The sequence below is a fragment of the Fortiea sp. LEGE XX443 genome (genome assembly GCF_015206815.1).
Taxonomy (GTDB): domain Bacteria; phylum Cyanobacteriota; class Cyanobacteriia; order Cyanobacteriales; family Nostocaceae; genus Nostoc_B.
The window spans coordinates 43,432-62,944 of the sequence record NZ_JADEXZ010000015.1 but is presented as its reverse complement, the minus strand read 5'-3'; the positions used below and the strand labels follow the sequence as shown (position 1 = coordinate 62,944).

Sequence of the window (19,513 nt, the reverse complement as noted above, 5' to 3'; positions counted from 1 at the left end):
TATTACTTGCCACTCAACGGTGTCCAGTTACCAGAAGGAAGAAAAGCCGCCCAATATTGCGGATGCTCATACTCCTGACTATTGAGCAAGTCTAACTGTGCAGAACGTAACGCTTCATGTCTCCCCTTACCCACTTTTAAATTCTGGTAATACTTCACCATTAAATCCTTCGTCGCCGCATCATCCACCAGCCACAGACTTAAAACCTGAGTTTGTGAACCAGCAATTACCAAAGCACGACGCAAGCCATAAACACCATCGCCAACTTTGATATCACCTTTACCAGTTTCACAAGCCGATAGCACAACTAACTCAGTGGAACGCAAATCTAAACCAGCAACTTCCAACGCTGTTAGTACACCATCATCATTATTATTTGTCGCTTGTTTGCGTTTGTTAAACCCAGCCAACGCCAAACCAGAACGTAACAAGGGATTTTCAACTTGTAAAATCTTCGGTTGACGTGGTGTTTCTTCAAAATCTAATGAAGCATTGAGATTTTGTTCGACATCGGTAATAAAGAAACCGTGAGTAGCCAAATGCAAAATACTCGGACTTTGTAGTTGTTTGACTGCGGTTTCTGTGGCTTCTTTACCTAATAGTAATTTTGCATCAGGTAAAACCTTTTTAATGGCTGCGGCTTCATCTTTAGTAGCCGCTAACGGGTCAAATATCAAGTTTGCCAAATCACCAGAACGTCGATTTTGTAAACCTCTGGAATTAGTTGTTTTAGCAGAAGCTACAGTTTGTGTTTGGTTGTCGTAGTCAATATCTGCCAGCACTACAGGCGCAGAAGCATTGTTATTATTTGACTGGAAGCCTAATAAATCTCGTCCACTGGTGAGGTAAGAAAAAGCATAACGCTGAATCAGAAATTTATCTTGCTCATCCTTTAAGGCTTCAAAGGGAATTAATGTTAATTGCCCATCAGGAGAAATTAAAATATGACTCGCATCACCCAATAAAGGGCGGATTGGTGTGATTAATTTTTTATCTAAAGTGCGGGCGAGTTGTTTGAATGGTTTTCCTGTGGCTAATGCTGCGCGGAAATCAATGGCTAATTGATCAATTTCTGCGACTTCGCCTAAATCAAGCCACTTGGGTTCGCCTTTGGAGCGCAATACAGCCGCCGCATAACGTGGTTTACCTAACTTTTGAGCATCCGTTTTGCCTTTGGCGTTGTATGGTTGATAGTGGACAATCTCTACCAAGGCTGCATCTTTGGGGATTTTGGCTTGAATGGTTGCTAACTCTACTGGTTGTGTTTGCTGACGGAATTCAGCACTTTTAGTACTGATAGCGGCTTCTATTTTTTCTTTTTCGGCTTCCAGTTGTTCTAGTTGAGTTTTCAGGTTAGCAGTTTGTTTTTCTGGCTGAGAGTAGATTAATGCTGAGAGTTGCTGTTGTACTTGCAGCCATTGAGCGAATAATTTTTGAGTTTCCGGGTTTTTGTCGAGTTGAGCGCGTAAGATTTGGATACTGTCGGCTACAGCATCTAACACCAAACCTTTGCGACGGAGTACCGTAGTTAAGGCTAGAGATGCGGCTGCTGGATTGTTGTGAGCTTCCTGCAAGGACAGTGAAATACTACGATAAGTTGCACCTCGAAAAGTTCTAAGGTAACTCTGTTTTCTTTGTTCTGAACCAACAGCAAAAATCAGATTAAGGTTTTGTGCTTCAATTTCTAGCCCACGCCGTAAGAAATCGGTAGTACGGGTAATATCACCCTGTGCCAAATACAGTACAGCCAAATTATTCAAGCTTAGGGCGACATTGGGATGTTCCTTACCCAGCACCTTTTCTCGGATAGCCAGGGAACGCAGAAACAATGGTTCCGCCTGTTGATAATTGCCCTGTAAATCGTACAGTAGAGCCAAATTATTCAAGCTAGTGGCGACATTGGGATGTTCCTTACCCAGCACTTTCTCTGTGATAGCCAGGGAGCGGAGATGCAATGGTTCTGCTTGTTGATAATTTCCCTGTGTTCGATACAGTTCAGCCAAATTATTCAAGCTTAGGGCGACATTGGGATGTTCCTTACCCAGCACCTTCTCTAAAATAGCCAAGGAGCGGAGAAATAATGATTCCGCCTGTTGATAATTTCCCTGTGCATAATACAGTTGTGCCAAATTATTCAAGCTTAAGGCGACATCGGGATGTTCCTTCCCCAATACCTTCTCCCAAATAGCTAGGGAGCGGAGAAACAATGGTTCCGCCTGTTGATAATTCCCCTGTGAATCGTACAGTAGAGCCAAATTATTTAAGCTAGAGGCGACATCGGGATGAACATTCCCCAGCACCTTCTCTGCGATAGCCAGGGAGCGGAGAAACAATGGTTCCGCCTGTTGATAATTTCCTTGTGTTCGATACAGTTCAGCCAAATTATTCAAGCTAGAAGCGACATCAGGATGTTCTTTGCCTAGCACTTTCTCAAGGATAGCTAGAGAACGAAGATACAATGGTTCTGCCTGTTGATAATTGCCCTGTGAATCGTACAGTAGAGCCAAATTATTCAAGCTAGAAGCGACATCGGGATGTTCTTTACCCAACACCTTCTCTCTAATAGCCAGTGCGCGTTCTGCTAAAGGGATGGCGGTAGTGTATTTACCCTCTTGATATAACTTGACTACCTGTTCATTCAGTTCTAAAGCTTCCTTTATGGCTGCTTGTTGCTCTGCTGAATATGCGGGTATTTGCTGTTGTGCTATTCCTATGACTGGCATACTTAACAATAACCCTGTTGTCATCACACCTGCTACCATCCAAGGTGCAAGATAGATACCCGCAGCATTCATCGCACTGAGTAATTTTTTCACAGTCAACTCACAAGCTTGTATAGTTCAGTTATCAGTTATCAGTTATCACGGTTTCAGTTGGAGATTTGACTCTTGTTGACTACCACTTTTTAGAAGTGAAGGACTTCAAAATATATTGCTGATTACTGTTCACTGTTCACTGATTACTGTTAAGTAAATCATGCCGGATTCAGCACTTTCCGCAAAACAATTGTGATAAAAGTCAAAAACTTTCTTATTTTTCTCTGCGCTTCTGGGCTTCTGCGTGAGACAAAACAACATTCCACAACATCCAACGCAGAAAATTTCCTGACGCTTCCACCTCAAAGCCTCACCTTTCACCCTTTGAACCTCAACGTTTGAGTAAAAAGGCTCAACTTTCAGCTTCAGAACTCGAAGTTTCAGCTTCAGAACTCCATCATTCCACCTCAGAACACGAAACTTCAAGCTCAAAACAGGAACGTTTTCACTTCAAACAAGAATGTTCTCACTTCAAACAGGAACGTTTTTACTTGAAACAAGAATGTTTTCGTTTAGAACCTGAAATGTCAAAATTCGATAATCGCATTTGCTAAAAATTGTAGTGACTGTCTTTAAAGTCAAGCGATCGCCATCTATATATCTGTTGGGTTTCGCTTTGCTACACCCAACCTACGTTAAATACTGCTGTAAATTTTAACGCGCTTGATTAGGCGATGCTTTGAAAAATTTGTTCGACGGTTAAATTTAGTTCGCTGAAAGTTTGTGAGATGAGGCGATCGCATCAGTATAATTTACCTAGATGAATTAGGTGAAATGGCATCACTACTAAGCTAATAATAATGAATTAATCTTAGGAGTATTTATATGGTTCTACAAATTAACCCCATCCAAAAAGAACTAAATATTACCTGGGAAGCCCTTCCAGCCGACTTCATTTTACCTGATGATCCAGTGGAAAATATTCAGCAACCTACTCTAGCCGCAGCACTTACCGATGCTTTAGGAAGTTCCGGGCGCATCCAACCTCAAATGCTGATTGGCTCTAATTTTGGGCTTGTCGCCACAGTCAATAAAAAAATCGTCGTCAAAGCACCAGATTGGTTTTACGTCCCTCAAGTCCAACCAGTAGCCGCTGATGTGATTCGTCGCAGTTACACCCCACATTTAGAAGGTGCGGCTGTGGCGGTAGTGATGGAATTTCTCTCAGACACAGAAGGTGGAGAATTATCAGTGCGCTCAACTCCACCTTATGGTAAACTCCATTTTTACGAACAAATTCTGCAAGTTCCTACCTACGTCGCCTACGATCCTTACGAACCAAGTCTGGAAGTAAGATGTTTGGAAAATGGACAATATACTTTGCAAACAGCAGATGCAAATGGACGATTCTGGATTCCAGAGTTAGAGTTGTTTCTCGGAATTTGGCGGGGTGAAAGATTATGCCAAACCATTAATTGGCTAAGGTGGTGGGATAGAGAAGGAAATCTGCTGTTATGGAGTAGTGAACAGGCGGAACAAGAACGCCAACGTGCTGATATCTTAGCAGCTAAGTTACGTGAGTTAGGTATTGATCCTGAAGCGATCGCCTAAAACTGTACACATAGACGCGGAGGAGTATTTTAAAACTCTGACTCTCTGCATCTGTGCGTGAAGTATCAATTAATTGCGATCGCAATTTTACCAACAGCCCGTTCACTCTCACTATAAGCATGAGCCGCCGCTAATTCTTGCAATGAAAAAGTCCGGTCGATGACAGCGCGAATTTTACCCGCCTCAATCAAGTCTTTTAAATAAATCAAGTCTTGGCTATTTGGTCTTTCAACTACTAATTTCGCTTTTTGACCAGGTAAAAACATTGTCAACAAACCTTGGATCAAAACTTCAGGCGTAGGCAAAGTTGTAACATAAATTCCATTTGGTTTCAGCACTTCTCTACAGGTAGAAAATGCTCGTTTGGCAACTGTATCAAAAATAATGTCATACTTTGTTGACTCTGTGGTGAAGTCTTGTTGCGTATAATCAACAACACTATCTGCGCCTAGAGATTTAACAAAATCTAGATTTTTGGTACTGCAAACTCCCGTTACCTCTGTCTCCAAAGCCTTAGCAATTTGCACTGCAAATATACCCACGCCACCCGCAGCACCATTAATCAAAACTGTCTGTCCAGCTTGGATATTTCCCAAGTCACGTAAAGCTTGCAAAGCTGTCAGCGCGGCTAAAGGTACGGTGGCTGCTTCTTCATAGCTCAAATTTGCTGGTTTGGGTGCTGCTAAATTCTCAGGAATGGCTGCAAATTCCGCGTATGCACCGCCAGGAAAGCTAGTGCTACCGTAAATCGCATCTCCAGCTTTGAAGCGCGTGACTTGGGAACCAACACTTACCACCTCTCCCGCCACATCAAACCCCAAAATCAACGGAAAGTTTCTACCTGTCAACACACTCAACATTCCCTTGCGAATCTTCCAGTCGGCGGGGTTAACGCTGCTGGCGTGGACTTTCACAAGTATTTGGTCAGGCTTAATTTGCGGCTGCATCCAATCTTCATACTGCAAAACATCAGTGCTTCCATAGCCCCGGATAATGACTGCCTTCATAGCATTCCCCCTGCAACCCTGTATTGCTTGCCTATGCCTTTAGTGTAGCGATCGCTGCCGATTTGTGACGCACTTAACTTTTTATGCTATCTGTTAGATATGCTGCTAATTCAATATCAAAATATTTTTCTTTTTATATAAAAACGTTAATTTTTGCAAAATATCTTCATTAATTTACCTGGAGCAGAAAACCTTGAAACCTAACACAATCATACTCTTCAGTGCTATTTAATCTCATTAAACTGAGAAAACTTAAGAAAATGTGAATTACATTTTTCTCTAAAAAAAAATGATATGTTGTATACAGAATTGAATTTCGCACGTATCTGGAGTAGTACGAAGTAATCTGCTCCAGTTTTTCCCCTTAAATCCTTGCCAACTCGACGTTTTCAGCAAGATGCAAGGGGTAGTTGAGTACATTTTTTTGTATCCTGAAATCAGCAAAAAATAGCTGAAAAGCTTTGCTGATATTGGGTTATAGCTGAGTACAAAGAAATCCTAAACCCCACTCTAAAAATACTAGAACCCTGACTTAAAAATACTAGAACCCCTACCCGAAAAAAAAATTATAAATTTTTTTATGGCTCAATATCAAGGTTTCCAGATTTGAGTACAAATGTAATAAATCCAATAAATTCTATCCACAAGTAACGGCCAGGCAATCGAAAAAACGGCTGCTATAAATCATATATCGCCAATCACTTAAAGCTCCAAGCAAAACAAAGAGCCAAAAGTGAGTGGAGGGATGAGATAGCACCATGCCTCGGTGAATCGAAGTTGCGGCTGTACACACCAACTCTACCCAAGACCAAAAAGTTGACACACACCAGCCGAAGAACAAGGACTTATAGCCTGCTGTCATCAGCAAAGTTACCCACCAAGTAGCTTTGCTACAACCAAAGGATGCACTCTTGCGGGCAGTGCGGCAGCCGCGACTTCCATTCTAGGGCAGACAAAATAGCAACGGCATCTCCCACAGTGGCAGCTTAGTCCACCGACATTTGCGAAATTCAATGACACCACAGGTTACAGGCTCCTCCGTTACTGAATCGACACCTACCCAAGCAAAATCTGGTGGTTGCGGATGCGACAGCAAAAGCAGCGCCACCGTGGAAATGGACGAAAAGCTCCAAGAACGCATTGCTAAACATCCCTGCTACAGCGAAGAAGCTCACCATCACTATGCAAGAATGCACGTTGCCGTTGCACCTGCTTGCAACATTCAATGCAACTATTGCAACCGCAAATATGACTGTGCCAACGAAAGCCGTCCTGGCGTAGTTAGCGAGTTACTTACCCCCGAAGAAGCAGCCCACAAAGCTTTAGTCATCGCAGGCAAAATTCCCCAAATGACAGTTTTGGGAATTGCTGGCCCTGGCGATCCCCTAGCTAATCCAGACAAAACATTCCGCACCTTTGAGTTGATTGCAGACAAAGCACCAGATATCAAGCTTTGCTTATCAACCAACGGTTTAATGCTAACTGAATACATCGATCGCATTAAACAATTAAATATAGATCACGTTACTATCACCCTTAACACCATAGACCCAGAAATCGGCGCGCAGATTTACTCATGGGTTCACTATAAGCGCAAGCGTTACAGAGGCGTGGAAGGAGCCAAAATCCTGCTCGAAAAGCAGCTAGAAGGTTTACAAGCTCTAAGAGAAGCCGACATTCTGTGCAAAGTTAACTCCGTGATGATTCCCGGAATCAACGACCAGCACTTAGTTGAAGTCAACAAGGCAATTCGTGAGCGTGGTGCATTCTTGCATAACATCATGCCTTTGATTTCTGCACCAGAACACGGCACACACTTCGGCTTAACAGGTCAACGCGGCCCCTCATCCAAAGAACTCAAGTTAGTGCAAGACCAGTGTGCCGGCAACATGAAAATGATGCGCCACTGCCGTCAATGTCGTGCTGATGCGATCGGATTATTGGGTGAAGACCGCAGTCAAGAATTCACTAAAGAGAATTTCTTGGAAATGTCTCCAGAGTACGACTTCAGCAAACGCCAAGAAGTTCACGAAGGTATTGAGAAATTTAGAGAAGAAATTAAAGCAGCCAAAGAAAAGGCAAAAACAGGCAAACCACAAAGTGCTAACAATCCAAAAATCTTAGTTGCAGTTGCAACCAAAGGCGGCGGATTAGTTAACCAACACTTCGGACATGTTAAAGAATTTCAAATTTACGAAGTGGATGGCAGTGAAGTTCGTTTCGTTAGTCACCGTAAGATTGATCAATATTGTCAAGGTGGATACGGTGAAGAAGCGACCGCAGACAATATCATGAAGACAATTGCAGATTGTAAAGCCGTGTTGGTTTCCAAAATTGGCAACTGTCCTAAAGAAAAATTGCACGAAGCTGGCATACAGACCGTTGAAGCTTACGACGTAATCGAGAAGGTTGCTTTAGAGTTTTACGAGCAATACATCCAAGAATTAGGGAAATAGGGAAATAGGTTACAGGTTATAGGTTACAGGTTACAGATAATTTTCTATCACCTATCACCTGTCACCTATCACCTATCACCTATCACCTGTCACCTCATTCGCAAGGAGAATAATCATGGCTTATAAGATTACTGGCCAGTGTATTTCTTGCAATCTCTGTGAGTCTGTATGTCCCACTGGCGCAATTAAAATAGTTGACGGTATCCACTGGATTGACCCCGCACTTTGCACAAACTGTGTTGGGAGCATTTATACAGTGCCTCAATGTAAAGCTGGTTGCCCAACCTGTGATGGTTGCATTAAAGAGACAAACGATTATTGGGAAAGCTGGTTTGCTAAATATAATCGCGTTATAGGGAAATTAACAAAAAAACAAGATTATTGGGAACGTTGGTTTGATTGTTATTCTCGGAAGTTCTCAGAACAATTGCAAAAACATCAGGGTGAAATTTTAGGGGTATAAGAATGAGCATCATTTATCTAGACAATAATGCTACCACTAGGGTAGATCCACAAGTCGTAGAGGCAATGATGCCCTACTTAACCGAATATTACGCCAACCCCTCAAGTATGCACACCTTTGGTGGGCAACTGGCTAAAGCAGTCAAAACAGCCAGAGAACAATTGGCCGCCCTTTTGGGAGCAGATGAATCAGAAATTGTTTTTACCAGTTGTGGAACAGAGGGAGATAACGCCGCTATTCGTGCTGCATTGTCAGCCCAACCAGAAAAGCGCCACATCATCACCACCCAAGTAGAACACCCAGCGGTGTTGAATGTCTGCAAACAACTGGAAACCCAAGGTTACAGTGTTACTTATCTGTCAGTGAATAGTCAAGGACAGTTGGATCTAGATGAACTAGAAGCCTCGCTGACAGGTAACACCGCCTTGGTAACAATCATGTATGCCAACAACGAGACAGGCACGATTTTTCCAATTGAGCAGATTGGCTTACGAGTTAAAGAACGGGGCGCACTGTTCCACGTTGATGCAGTGCAAGCAGTGGGTAAACTACCCCTGAACATGAAGGCCAGCACCATAGATATGTTAACTATGTCTGGTCACAAAATCCACGCACCCAAAGGTATCGGTGCATTGTATGTGCGCCGGGGTGTGAGATTCCGTCCTTTACTGATTGGTGGACACCAAGAACGCGGTCGCCGCGCGGGTACAGAGAATGTTCCGGGTATTGTCGCTTTAGGTAAAGCAGCCGAATTAGAACTGCTACATTTAGAAGAAGCAACCAAAAGAGAAAGACAGTTGCGCGATCGCCTGGAACAAACTCTCCTCAATAAAATTCCTGATTGTGAAGTTAACGGCGATACCAAAAATAGATTGCCCAACACCACCAACCTCGGTTTTAAATATATCGAAGGTGAAGCTATATTACTGTTGTTAAATAAATACGGTATCTGTGCTTCATCAGGTTCCGCTTGCACCTCCGGTTCACTCGAACCATCCCACGTTCTCCGGGCAATGGGTTTACCATACACAACTCTGCATGGTTCCATTCGCTTCAGTCTTTGTCGCTACACCACCGACGCTGAAATCGATCGCGTCATTGAAGTCATGCCCGAAATTGTAGAACGTCTACGCGCTCTGTCACCATTCAAAAACGACGACGCAGGTTGGTTGCAATCCCAAGAACAAACACTAGCACATCGATAAATAGGTTACAGGGAACAGGTTACAGATAATTTTCTATCACCTGTCACCTGTCACCTATCACCTGTCACCTCTCTCCACTCAGCACTCGGAACTTAATATGTGGGACTACACAGATAAAGTATTAGAACTGTTTTACGATCCCAAGAATCAGGGAACAATTGAAGAAACCAGCGAACCTGGAGTTAAGGTTGCAACAGGAGAAGTAGGTAGTATTTCTTGCGGCGATGCTTTGAGACTGCACCTAAAAGTGGAAGTAGAATCTGATAAGATTCTGGATGCACGTTTCCAAACCTTTGGCTGTACCAGTGCGATCGCTTCTTCTAGTGCATTGACCGAAATGGTTAAGGGTTTAACTCTAGATGAAGCCCTGAAAGTATCTAATAAAGATATTGCCAATTACCTCGGCGGCTTACCTGAAGCTAAAATGCACTGTTCAGTTATGGGGCAGGAAGCTCTAGAAGCCGCAATCTATAACTATCGTGGCATTCCTCTCGCTGCCCATGACGACGATGACGAAGGCGTTTTAATTTGCTCCTGCTTTGGGATCAGCGATACTAAGATTCGTCGGGTGGTGAAAGAAAATAACCTCACCAGTGCGGAGCAGGTAACAAATTATGTCAAAGCTGGTGGCGGATGCGGTTCCTGTTTAACAAAAATTGATGATATTATTAAGGAAGTTAAACAAGAAGTCGCTACAGCTAGTAAAAACGGCAATAACAGCATAGAAACTCCAGAAATTCTTAACTCTGGTCAGATAGCAACAAAACCACTAACCAACGTCCAAAAGATTGCTCTAATTCAAAAAGTTCTTGACGAAGAAGTCAGACCAGTCTTGATCGCTGACGGTGGAGATGTTGAACTCTACGACATAGAAGGAAATAACGTCAAAGTTATCCTCCAAGGTGCTTGCGGTTCATGTTCTAGCAGCACCGCCACTTTAAAGATAGCGATTGAATCGAGACTGCGCGATCGCATCAGCAAAGACATAGTAGTAGTAGCAGTCGAGCCATAACTCTAAATTTTACCCACAGCACAAATACACCTTGATGTGCAGTAGCTATAGCAGTAGCCACATAGATGAGGACATCAACAAATCACAAAACCCTTACTTCAAAGGGATTTTAACCCTGTCACCTGTCCTCTGTTACCTGTCACCTGCTATAAGAACAGAAAGTAGGATTTGACCGATACAATTGTTTTCCCATCAATGTTTGATTCCTACTGACAACGAACAGCTAACAGCACATAGGCAAAGAAAGGTATTCAGCGCCTACCTGCAATTTCATTATCCAACACGCTTCAAAGGAAAAGGATATGAGTGCAACATTGTATGACAGACTTGGCGGACAACCGACTATTGAGAAAATAGTTGATGATTTACACAAACGCATTGTCGCAGACAACACCCTCAAAGCATTTTTCGCTAACACAGATATGGCGAAACAGCGGGCGCATCAAATTGCTTTCTTCTCTCTGATATTTGAAGGGCCAAAGCAATACACTGGTCGCCCAATGGACAAAACCCACACAGGTATGAATTTACAGGAACAACACTTCGATGCGATCGCCAAGCACCTAACTGAGGCGATGGCTGTAGGTGGAGCATCAGCAGAAGACACCAAAGCTGCGTTAGATCGCGTTTCCAGCTTGAAAGGCGCTATTTTGAACAAGTAGTAGGACTGACGTATTGATGACGAATAGCTAAGTCAAGTCTTACCTAGCGTTCCCAGTTTCTCCAGATTATGGCGTATTTGTAAAGTGTGTAATTCCTTTGTCATTTGCCTAATCAACAACAAATGACAAAGGCTAAATAAAATTTTAACCCCGAATCATTATGACACCAATACCCACCAATTTTGCTGTAGAGCGATCGCCTCCGGCATGTGCCTAAGCGATCGTTCTACAAACCCTCACAGCCATAGCTCAACAGGCGTGAGAAGCCCACAGACAAACCCAAAGACCCACTAAACCAACCAATTGCAGGAATAGAAACCATGACTGAAGAAAGAATTAGACAGATAGCTTTTTACGGTAAAGGCGGTATTGGTAAATCTACCACCTCCCAAAACACCTTGGCAGCTATGGCAGAAATGGGTCAACGCATCATGATTGTAGGTTGCGACCCTAAAGCTGACTCCACCCGTTTGATGCTCCACGCCAAAGCTCAAACAACTGTGCTTCACTTGGCTGCTGAACGCGGTGCGGTAGAAGATTTAGAACTCCACGAAGTCATGTTGACCGGTTTCCGTGGTGTTAAGTGCGTAGAATCTGGTGGGCCAGAACCCGGTGTAGGTTGCGCCGGTCGTGGTATCATCACCGCCATCAACTTCCTCGAAGAAAACGGTGCTTACCAAGACCTAGACTTCGTATCCTACGACGTATTGGGTGACGTTGTGTGCGGTGGTTTCGCTATGCCTATCCGTGAAGGTAAAGCACAAGAAATTTACATCGTTACCTCCGGTGAAATGATGGCGATGTACGCTGCAAACAACATCGCTCGCGGTATTTTGAAGTATGCTCACTCCGGTGGTGTACGCTTGGGTGGTTTGATTTGTAACAGCCGTAAAACTGACCGGGAACACGAACTCATCGAAACCTTGGCAAAACGGTTGAACACCCAAATGATTCACTTCGTACCCCGTGACAACATCGTTCAACACGCAGAATTGCGTCGGATGACCGTTAACGAGTACGCACCAGACAGCAACCAAGGTCAAGAGTACCGCGCATTAGCTAAGAAGATTATCAACAACGACAAACTCACCATTCCTACACCCATAGAAATGGATGAACTAGAAGCACTGTTGATTGAATACGGTATCCTCGATGACGATAGCAAGCACGCAGAAATCATCGGTAAGCCCGCAGAAGCTACCAAATAGGTAATCTCGTCATTAGGAGACAAGGAAAGTGTGAAGTATGAAGTGTGAAGTATGAAGTGTAAAGCATGAAATCTAGAATATTTCAGCCTTTAACCTTCAGCTTTGAACCTTAACCTTCAGCCTTCATTCTTCTCCTCTCCATTTTTTCCCTCCCTTTCCCCATCCGTAACAGTAACCGAGGCAGACTATGACACCTCCTGACAACAAGAATCTTGTAGATGAAAATAAGGAACTTATTCAAGAAGTTCTGAAAGCTTATCCCGAAAAATCTCGCAAAAAGCGCGAGAAACACCTCAACGTCCACGAAGAAGAAAAATCCGATTGCGGCGTTAAGTCTAACATCAAATCCATTCCTGGTGTAATGACCGCTCGTGGTTGTGCTTACGCAGGTTCTAAAGGTGTGGTTTGGGGCCCTATTAAGGACATGATCCACATCAGCCACGGCCCTGTAGGTTGCGGTTACTGGTCTTGGTCTGGTCGTCGTAACTACTATGTAGGTATCACAGGTATCAACTCCTTTGGTACTATGCACTTCACCTCCGATTTCCAAGAACGCGACATCGTGTTCGGTGGTGACAAAAAATTAACCAAAATCATCGACGAACTAGAAATCCTGTTCCCCCTCAACCGTGGTATTTCCATTCAATCTGAATGTCCCATTGGTCTAATCGGGGATGACATCGAAGCAGTTGCTAAAAAAGCTTCTAAGCAAATTGGTAAACCAGTTGTACCCCTACGTTGCGAAGGTTTCCGCGGTGTATCCCAATCTTTAGGACACCACATCGCTAACGATGCTATCCGTGACTGGATTTTCCCAGAATACGACAAGCTCAAAAAAGATAACAAACTTGACTTCGAGCCAAGCCAATATGATGTAGCCCTAATTGGCGACTACAACATCGGTGGTGATGCTTGGGCAAGCCGCATGTTATTAGAAGAAATGGGCTTGCGTGTTGTAGCTCAGTGGTCTGGTGACGGTACTCTCAACGAGTTAATTCAAGGCCCTGCTGCTAAGTTAGTTCTGATCCACTGCTACCGTTCTATGAACTACATCTGCCGTAGTTTGGAAGAAAATTATGGTATGCCTTGGATGGAATTCAACTTCTTCGGCCCCACCAAGATTGCTGCATCTTTACGTGAAATTGCCGCTAAATTTGACTCTAAGATTCAAGAAAACGCTGAGAAGGTAATCGCTAAGTACACACCAGTGATGACTGCGGTACTTGATAAATACCGTCCTCGCTTGGAAGGTAACACCGTTATGTTGTACGTAGGTGGTCTACGTCCTCGTCACGTTGTTCCCGCTTTTGAAGATTTGGGTATCAAAGTTGTCGGTACTGGTTACGAATTCGGTCACAACGACGACTACAAACGTACTACCCACTATATTGATAACGCCACCATCATTTACGATGACGTTACCGCCTACGAATTCGAGGAATTCGTTAAAGCTAAGAAGCCTGACTTAATCGCTTCTGGTATTAAAGAGAAGTACGCCTTCCAAAAGATGGGTCTTCCCTTCCGTCAAATGCACTCTTGGGATTACTCCGGCCCTTATCACGGTTATGACGGATTCGCTATCTTCGCCCGTGATATGGATTTAGCACTCAACAGCCCAACTTGGGGATTAATTGGCGCTCCTTGGAAGAAAGCTGCTGCTAAGACTAAAGCTGCTGCTTAATTCCCAAAAATAATAGATGGATAGCCTGGGGTTTTTGCTCCAGGAACCCAGGGAAGAATGGTGAATGCTGAATGCTGGATGAATAATTTTATTCATTATTCATGATTCATCACTCGTGACTCTCTTGGTAGGAGCGATCGCCCCAGGCTTTCCCAACACCTTAATTACCAAATCAACCAGCAAGCGTAGAGAGATACACAAATGCCACAAAATCCTGACAAAATTGTAGATCACGTTGATTTATTCAAACAGCCAGAGTACACCGAGCTATTTGAAAACAAGAGAAAGAACTTTGAAGGCGCTCACCCTCCCGAAGAAGTTGCACGGGTTTCTGAATGGACAAAATCTTGGGACTACCGGGAAAAGAACTTCGCTCGTGAAGCTTTAACCGTTAACCCCGCTAAAGGTTGTCAACCTGTAGGCGCAATGTTTGCAGCCTTGGGTTTTGAAGGTACTCTACCTTTCGTTCAAGGTTCTCAAGGTTGTGTGGCTTACTTCCGTACCCACCTCAGCCGTCACTATAAAGAGCCTTGTTCCGCAGTGTCTTCTTCCATGACTGAAGACGCAGCAGTATTCGGCGGCTTGAACAACATGATTGAAGGTATGCAAGTTTCATACCAATTGTACAAGCCTAAGATGATTGCTGTCTGTACCACCTGTATGGCAGAAGTTATCGGTGATGACTTGGGTGCATTCATCAGCAACTCTAAGAATGCTGGTTCTATTCCTCAAGACTTCCCAGTTCCCTTTGCTCACACCCCCAGCTTTGTAGGTTCCCACATCACTGGTTACGACAACATGATGAAGGGAATTTTGTTGAACCTGACAGAAGGCAAGAAAAAAGCTACCAGCAACGGCAAAATTAACATCATCCCCGGTTTTGATACCTATGTAGCTAACAACCGCGAAGTTAAGCGGATGTTGGGTGCAATGGATGTTGACTACACCATTCTTTCTGACAGCAGCGATTACTTTGATTCACCCAACACTGGTGAATTCGATATGTACCCAGGTGGTACAAAGCTAGAAGATGCGGCTGATTCTATCAACGCTAAAGCAACAGTAGCTCTCCAAGCTTACACCACACCTAAGACCCGTGAGTATATCTCCACTCAATGGAAGCAAGAAACAAAAGTTCTGCGTCCCTTCGGTGTTAAAGGTACTGACGACTTCTTGGTTGGTATCTCTGAATTGACTGGTAAAGCCATTCCTGCGGAATTAGAAGTTGAACGCGGTCGTTTGGTAGATGCAATTACTGACTCCTACGCTTGGATTCATGGTAAGAAATTCGCTATCTACGGCGATCCAGATTTGATCATCTCCATTACTAGCTTCTTGTTAGAAATGGGTGCAGAACCTGTACACATCCTCTGCAACAACGGTGATGAAACCTTCAAGAAAGAAATGGAAGCTATCCTCGCCGCTAGTCCATTCGGTAAAGAAGCTAAAGTTTGGATTCAAAAAGACTTGTGGCACTTCCGTTCCTTGTTGTTCACCGAGCCTGTAGACTTCTTCATTGGTAACTCCTACGGTAAGTACCTGTGGCGCGATACCAACATCCCAATGGTGCGGATTGGTTATCCTCTCTTCGATCGCCACCACTTACACCGCTACGCTACTCTCGGCTACCAAGGTGGTCTAAATATCCTCAACTGGGTTGTTAACACCCTGTTGGATGAAATGGATCGCAACACCAACATCACTGGTAAAACCGATATCTCCTTCGACTTGATTCGTTAGGAATTGCGGCTCCTAGCTTGCTAAGAACAGCTAAGGATTAGGAACTGGGGACTAGGGAATAATTGATTCCCAATCCCCAATTCCTATAAAAAATACTCAAGTTTCAACCTACCTATCTCTTTATTCAACATCTCTATCATGGACAGCATCAATCACACTCACTCTCACGTTAATTACCATCCACCTAACTATAAAAAGTCTCCTCTACTTAATCCTTTACGTCGTTTGGTGGACGGCATTAAAGTTAAAAATTATCGCTTTGCTCATTTGATTTGCCAGGTAATTCCTTGCTGTTGTCCTTTTGAGCAAACTATTAGTTTATTTGGGCGGAGTTTCCATATTCCACCTTTGTGCAAACTTAATCCTCTCTATGATGAGTTTGTTGGCTTGCGTTTTCGGGCTTTGTCTTACCTCGCTGATGAATGTGGTGAGGATATCACAAAGTACATTTGCTAATGATTTGATTTTGGCAGTTATTCCAATTCTTGGAAGTTGTGAAAGGGTCTTTTTTGACTAACTGCATTCTCTACGAGAGGCTTTTGCCAACGCGCAGTGTCTCGCAAAGAAGTAGGCAAAGATAAGGAACAAAAAGTTTCACAGTTGAATTAGGCGTGTTTGGAGAGAGAAAGAAACTTTTTTGTCATTCGTAGTAAACAATACTTTTAAGTTTCTTGTAAAAGTCGATGTTATAGGAATGAATCACAGATGCACGCCGATAAATAAGTTTGTGTGTCTGGTATGAAGAAGATTTTTGCAAGAATTTTGTTACTCATTACTCAGTTAGCAGCAATCAGTTATCAGTAAATCGATAACTGATTACTAATAACTAATAACTAACAACTGACAATCACCAACGTCGATCCAGCGCGAGAAAAGAGATGAACACCCAAAAGAAAGTTAACGAGCTGCTGAGTGAGCCAGGATGCGAACATAATCAGCAAAAAAAAGGCGAAAAGAAAAATAAGTCTTGCGCTCAACAAGCGCAACCTGGGGCGGCTCAAGGGGGCTGTGCTTTTGATGGGGCGATGATTGCTCTAGTACCAATTACTGATGCGGCGCATTTGGTTCACGGCCCGATCGCCTGTGCGGGTAATTCTTGGGGTAGTCGCGGTAGTCTCTCTTCTGGCCCCCAGCTTTATAAGATGGGTTTCACTACCGATATGACTGAAAATGATGTGATTTTCGGTGGTGAGAAGAAGCTCTACAAGGCAATTCTGGAAATTCATCAGCGCTACAACCCAACGGCTGTATTTGTCTACGCTACTTGTGTGACGGCTTTGATTGGGGATGATATCAATGCTGTGTGCAAAGCGGCGGCAGAAAAAATTGGGACTCCTGTTGTCCCAGTGATTGCTCCAGGATTTATTGGTAGTAAGAATTTGGGCAACCGTTTTGGCGGTGAAGCTTTATTAGATTATGTTGTCGGAACAGCAGAACCGGAATTTACAACACCCTATGATATTAACTTGATTGGCGAATACAACATCGCCGGGGAAATGTGGGGAGTCCTGCCTTTATTTGAAAAATTAGGCATCCGCGTACTATCAAAAATCACGGGTGATGCACGTTATCAAGAAATTTGTTACGCTCACCGTGCCAAGTTGAACGTGATGATTTGTTCGCGGGCGTTGCTCAATATGGCGAGAAAGATGGAGGAGCAATATGGGATTCCCTACATTGAAGAGTCTTTTTATGGCATTGATGATATAAATCGTTGTTTGCGGAATGTGGCTGCGAAGTTGGGCGACTCTGATTTGCAAGCACGTACAGAAAAGCTAATTGCCCAAGAAACGGCGGCTTTAGATATTGCTTTAGCTCCCTATCGCGCCCGCCTCAAGGGTAAGCGTGTGGTTCTGTATACTGGCGGTGTGAAAAGTTGGTCTATTATCTCCGCCGCTAAGGATTTGGGAATAGAAGTTGTGGCTACTAGCACCCGCAAGAGTACGGAGGAAGATAAGGCGAAAATCAAGCGCTTAATCGGTACAGATGGCATGATGCTAGAGAAAGGTAACGCTCAGGAATTGCTGCAATTGGTCAAAGACACAAACGCCGATATGTTGATTGCGGGTGGTCGTAACCAATACACAGCCTTGAAAGCACGGATTCCTTTCCTGGACATCAACCAAGAACGTCATCATCCTTATGCTGGCTATGCAGGAATGCTGGAGATGGCACGGGAATTATATGAAGCCCTCTACAGCCCCATCTGGGATCAAATCCGCAGACCCGCCCCTTGGGATGAAGAAGCAGGGACTTTGAATAATTTTAGTTTGTCAGCAGATGACATGTTTTCTGCGTCAATAGAAGAGGTATTTTAATGGCGATCGTCACCGTTCCCGAAAAATCAGTTGCAGTTAATCCCCTTAAGCAAAGCCAAGCTTTAGGTGCATCCCTCGCCTTTTTGGGATTAAAGGGAATGATACCTCTATTCCACGGTTCTCAAGGGTGTACCGCCTTCGCCAAAGTTGTGCTTGTACGGCATTTTCGGGAAGCGATTCCCCTAGCCACTACAGCCATGACGGAAGTGACTACCATTTTGGGTGGCGAAGATAATGTGGAACAGGCAATTCTCACCTTAGTAGAGAAGGCCAAACCAGAAATTATTGGTTTGTGTAGCACTGGGTTAACTGAAACCAGAGGCGATGACATTGAGCGCTTCTTGAAGGATATCCGCGATCGCCATCGAGAATTAGATCATATCCCCGTCATCTTTGCACCAACACCAGATTTTAAAGGTGCATTACAAGATGGTTTTGCTACTGCTGTTGAAAGTATCGTTAAAGAAATTCCCCAAGCAGGGGGTATCAGAAGCGAACAAGTCACAATTTTGGCTGGTTCTGCCTTTACCCCAGGCGACTTACAAGAAATCAAAGAAATTGTCACCGCTTTTGGACTAGAACCAATCTTCGTACCTGACCTTGGTGCTTCTTTAGATGGTCACTTAGAAGATAACTATAGCCCTGTCACAGGTAGCGGTACAAGTGTTAAACAACTACGACAAGTAGGTTGTTCTGCCTTCACCATCGCTTTGGGCGAAAGTATGCGGGGGGCTGCCAAAATTCTGGATGAACGGTTTAACATTCCCTACGAAGTGTTTGGTGAACTGACTGGCTTGGAGGCTGTAGATGAATTTCTACAAGCATTATCGATTTTGAGCAGCAACCCAGTACCCGAAAAATATCGTCGCCAACGTCGCCAGTTGCAAGATGCAATGCTGGATACGCACTTTTATTTTGGTGCAAAACGAGTATCCCTAGCCCTCGAACCTGATTTGTTGTGGGCGACAGTGCGCTTCTTGCAATCGATGGGATGTCAAATTCACGCAGCCGTCACCACCACGCGATCGCCCTTACTCGAAAAACTCCCCATCAAAAGCGTCACCATCGGCGATTTAGAAGACTTTGAAGAACTAGCCGTAGGCTCTGACTTACTGATTGGTAATTCTAACCTGAGAGCGATCGCAAAACGTCTGTCGATTCCTCTTTATCGTTTAGGCTTGCCCATTTACGACCGTTTAGGTAACGGTCTATTTACAAAAGTTGGCTATCGCGGCACGATGGAGCTTTTATTTGGCATTGGCAACCTCTTTTTAGAAGCTGAAGAAGAGCGAGTCAAACACTTTTTTGGTGATGTTTAGTAAACTAACAAACACTCTTTTTCTCTGCGCTCTCCCGAAGTTTGCTCAACGCGGGGAACCCGCGCACGCAACTTC

Annotated in this window: 14 protein-coding genes; 12 read left to right on the top strand and 2 right to left on the bottom strand. The window is 43.9% G+C overall.

Translation table 11 applies throughout. The features are described 5' to 3' along the window. Positions 1–2: 2 nt before the first annotated feature. Complete coding sequence (locus tag IQ259_RS08610) at positions 3–2,816, bottom strand: tetratricopeptide repeat protein (protein ID WP_339383851.1); 2,814 nt, start codon at positions 2,814–2,816, stop codon at positions 3–5. Between the two features lie 825 nt (positions 2,817–3,641). On the opposite strand from IQ259_RS08610, the gene IQ259_RS08605 reads away from it, so the two are divergent. Next, positions 3,642–4,367, top strand: coding sequence for a Uma2 family endonuclease (locus IQ259_RS08605; protein ID WP_193883659.1), 726 nt, complete (start codon positions 3,642–3,644; stop codon positions 4,365–4,367). A gap of 65 nt (positions 4,368–4,432) precedes the next feature. On the opposite strand, the gene IQ259_RS08600 is transcribed toward IQ259_RS08605, so the two are convergent. After that, on the bottom strand, positions 4,433–5,374 hold the full coding sequence (locus tag IQ259_RS08600; protein ID WP_193883657.1) for an NAD(P)-dependent alcohol dehydrogenase: 942 nt from the start codon (positions 5,372–5,374) through the stop codon (positions 4,433–4,435). 1,013 nt (positions 5,375–6,387) lie between these two features. Here IQ259_RS08600 and nifB point away from each other — a divergent pair. The 11 genes from nifB to nifN all read left to right on the top strand — a co-directional run bounded on the left by nifB (position 6,388) and on the right by nifN (position 19,438). Further along, a complete protein-coding gene (gene nifB / locus IQ259_RS08595; protein WP_193883655.1) occupies positions 6,388–7,830 on the top strand; it encodes a nitrogenase cofactor biosynthesis protein NifB in 1,443 nt (480 codons plus the stop codon). A 115-nt stretch (positions 7,831–7,945) separates the two neighbouring features. Then, positions 7,946–8,293, top strand: coding sequence for a 4Fe-4S binding protein (locus tag IQ259_RS08590; RefSeq protein WP_193883653.1), 348 nt, complete (start codon positions 7,946–7,948; stop codon positions 8,291–8,293). A gap of 2 nt (positions 8,294–8,295) precedes the next feature. Continuing rightward, positions 8,296–9,498: a cysteine desulfurase NifS gene (gene nifS / locus IQ259_RS08585; protein WP_193883651.1), complete on the top strand. Its 1,203-nt coding sequence runs from the start codon at positions 8,296–8,298 to the stop codon at positions 9,496–9,498. A 97-nt stretch (positions 9,499–9,595) separates the two neighbouring features. Continuing rightward, a complete protein-coding gene (nifU, locus tag IQ259_RS08580) occupies positions 9,596–10,510 on the top strand; it encodes a Fe-S cluster assembly protein NifU (protein WP_193883649.1) in 915 nt (304 codons plus the stop codon). Between the two features lie 302 nt (positions 10,511–10,812). Further along, a complete protein-coding gene (locus IQ259_RS08575; RefSeq protein WP_193883647.1) occupies positions 10,813–11,172 on the top strand; it encodes a group 1 truncated hemoglobin in 360 nt (119 codons plus the stop codon). 320 nt (positions 11,173–11,492) lie between these two features. Beyond that, positions 11,493–12,380 carry a nitrogenase iron protein gene (gene nifH / locus IQ259_RS08570; protein ID WP_193883645.1) on the top strand — a complete coding sequence of 296 codons (888 nt, stop codon included), beginning with the start codon at positions 11,493–11,495 and terminating at the stop codon, positions 12,378–12,380. 187 nt (positions 12,381–12,567) lie between these two features. After that, positions 12,568–14,061: a nitrogenase molybdenum-iron protein alpha chain gene (nifD, locus tag IQ259_RS08565; protein WP_193883643.1), complete on the top strand. Its 1,494-nt coding sequence runs from the start codon at positions 12,568–12,570 to the stop codon at positions 14,059–14,061. 201 nt (positions 14,062–14,262) lie between these two features. Beyond that, complete coding sequence (nifK, locus tag IQ259_RS08560) at positions 14,263–15,801, top strand: nitrogenase molybdenum-iron protein subunit beta (protein ID WP_193883641.1); 1,539 nt, start codon at positions 14,263–14,265, stop codon at positions 15,799–15,801. A 138-nt stretch (positions 15,802–15,939) separates the two neighbouring features. After that, a complete protein-coding gene (locus tag IQ259_RS08555; RefSeq protein ID WP_193883639.1) occupies positions 15,940–16,257 on the top strand; it encodes a Mo-dependent nitrogenase C-terminal domain-containing protein in 318 nt (105 codons plus the stop codon). Between the two features lie 422 nt (positions 16,258–16,679). Beyond that, positions 16,680–18,119, top strand: coding sequence for a nitrogenase iron-molybdenum cofactor biosynthesis protein NifE (nifE, locus tag IQ259_RS08550; RefSeq protein ID WP_193883637.1), 1,440 nt, complete (start codon positions 16,680–16,682; stop codon positions 18,117–18,119). Continuing rightward, positions 18,119–19,438 carry a nitrogenase iron-molybdenum cofactor biosynthesis protein NifN gene (nifN, locus tag IQ259_RS08545; RefSeq protein ID WP_193883635.1) on the top strand — a complete coding sequence of 440 codons (1,320 nt, stop codon included), beginning with the start codon at positions 18,119–18,121 and terminating at the stop codon, positions 19,436–19,438. The genes nifE and nifN overlap by 1 nt, the downstream gene beginning before the upstream one ends. Positions 19,439–19,513 lie beyond the last annotated feature (75 nt).

Excerpts from the sequence above, each read along its gene's own strand:
- nifH (WP_193883645.1), top strand. The coding sequence starts at position 11,493 with ATGACTGAAGAAAGAATTAGACAGATAGCTTTTTACGGTAAAGGCGGT.
- IQ259_RS08605 (WP_193883659.1), top strand. The coding sequence starts at position 3,642 with ATGGTTCTACAAATTAACCCCATCCAAAAAGAACTAAATATTACCTGG.
- nifN (WP_193883635.1), top strand. The coding sequence starts at position 18,119 with ATGGCGATCGTCACCGTTCCCGAAAAATCAGTTGCAGTTAATCCCCTT.
- IQ259_RS08575 (WP_193883647.1), top strand. The coding sequence starts at position 10,813 with ATGAGTGCAACATTGTATGACAGACTTGGCGGACAACCGACTATTGAG.
- nifE (WP_193883637.1), top strand. The coding sequence starts at position 16,680 with ATGAACACCCAAAAGAAAGTTAACGAGCTGCTGAGTGAGCCAGGATGC.
- nifB (WP_193883655.1), top strand. The coding sequence starts at position 6,388 with ATGACACCACAGGTTACAGGCTCCTCCGTTACTGAATCGACACCTACC.
- nifU (WP_193883649.1), top strand. The coding sequence starts at position 9,596 with ATGTGGGACTACACAGATAAAGTATTAGAACTGTTTTACGATCCCAAG.
- nifS (WP_193883651.1), top strand. The coding sequence starts at position 8,296 with ATGAGCATCATTTATCTAGACAATAATGCTACCACTAGGGTAGATCCA.
- IQ259_RS08555 (WP_193883639.1), top strand. The coding sequence starts at position 15,940 with ATGGACAGCATCAATCACACTCACTCTCACGTTAATTACCATCCACCT.
- nifK (WP_193883641.1), top strand. The coding sequence starts at position 14,263 with ATGCCACAAAATCCTGACAAAATTGTAGATCACGTTGATTTATTCAAA.
- IQ259_RS08600 (WP_193883657.1), bottom strand. The coding sequence starts at position 5,374 with ATGAAGGCAGTCATTATCCGGGGCTATGGAAGCACTGATGTTTTGCAG.
- IQ259_RS08590 (WP_193883653.1), top strand. The coding sequence starts at position 7,946 with ATGGCTTATAAGATTACTGGCCAGTGTATTTCTTGCAATCTCTGTGAG.
- nifD (WP_193883643.1), top strand. The coding sequence starts at position 12,568 with ATGACACCTCCTGACAACAAGAATCTTGTAGATGAAAATAAGGAACTT.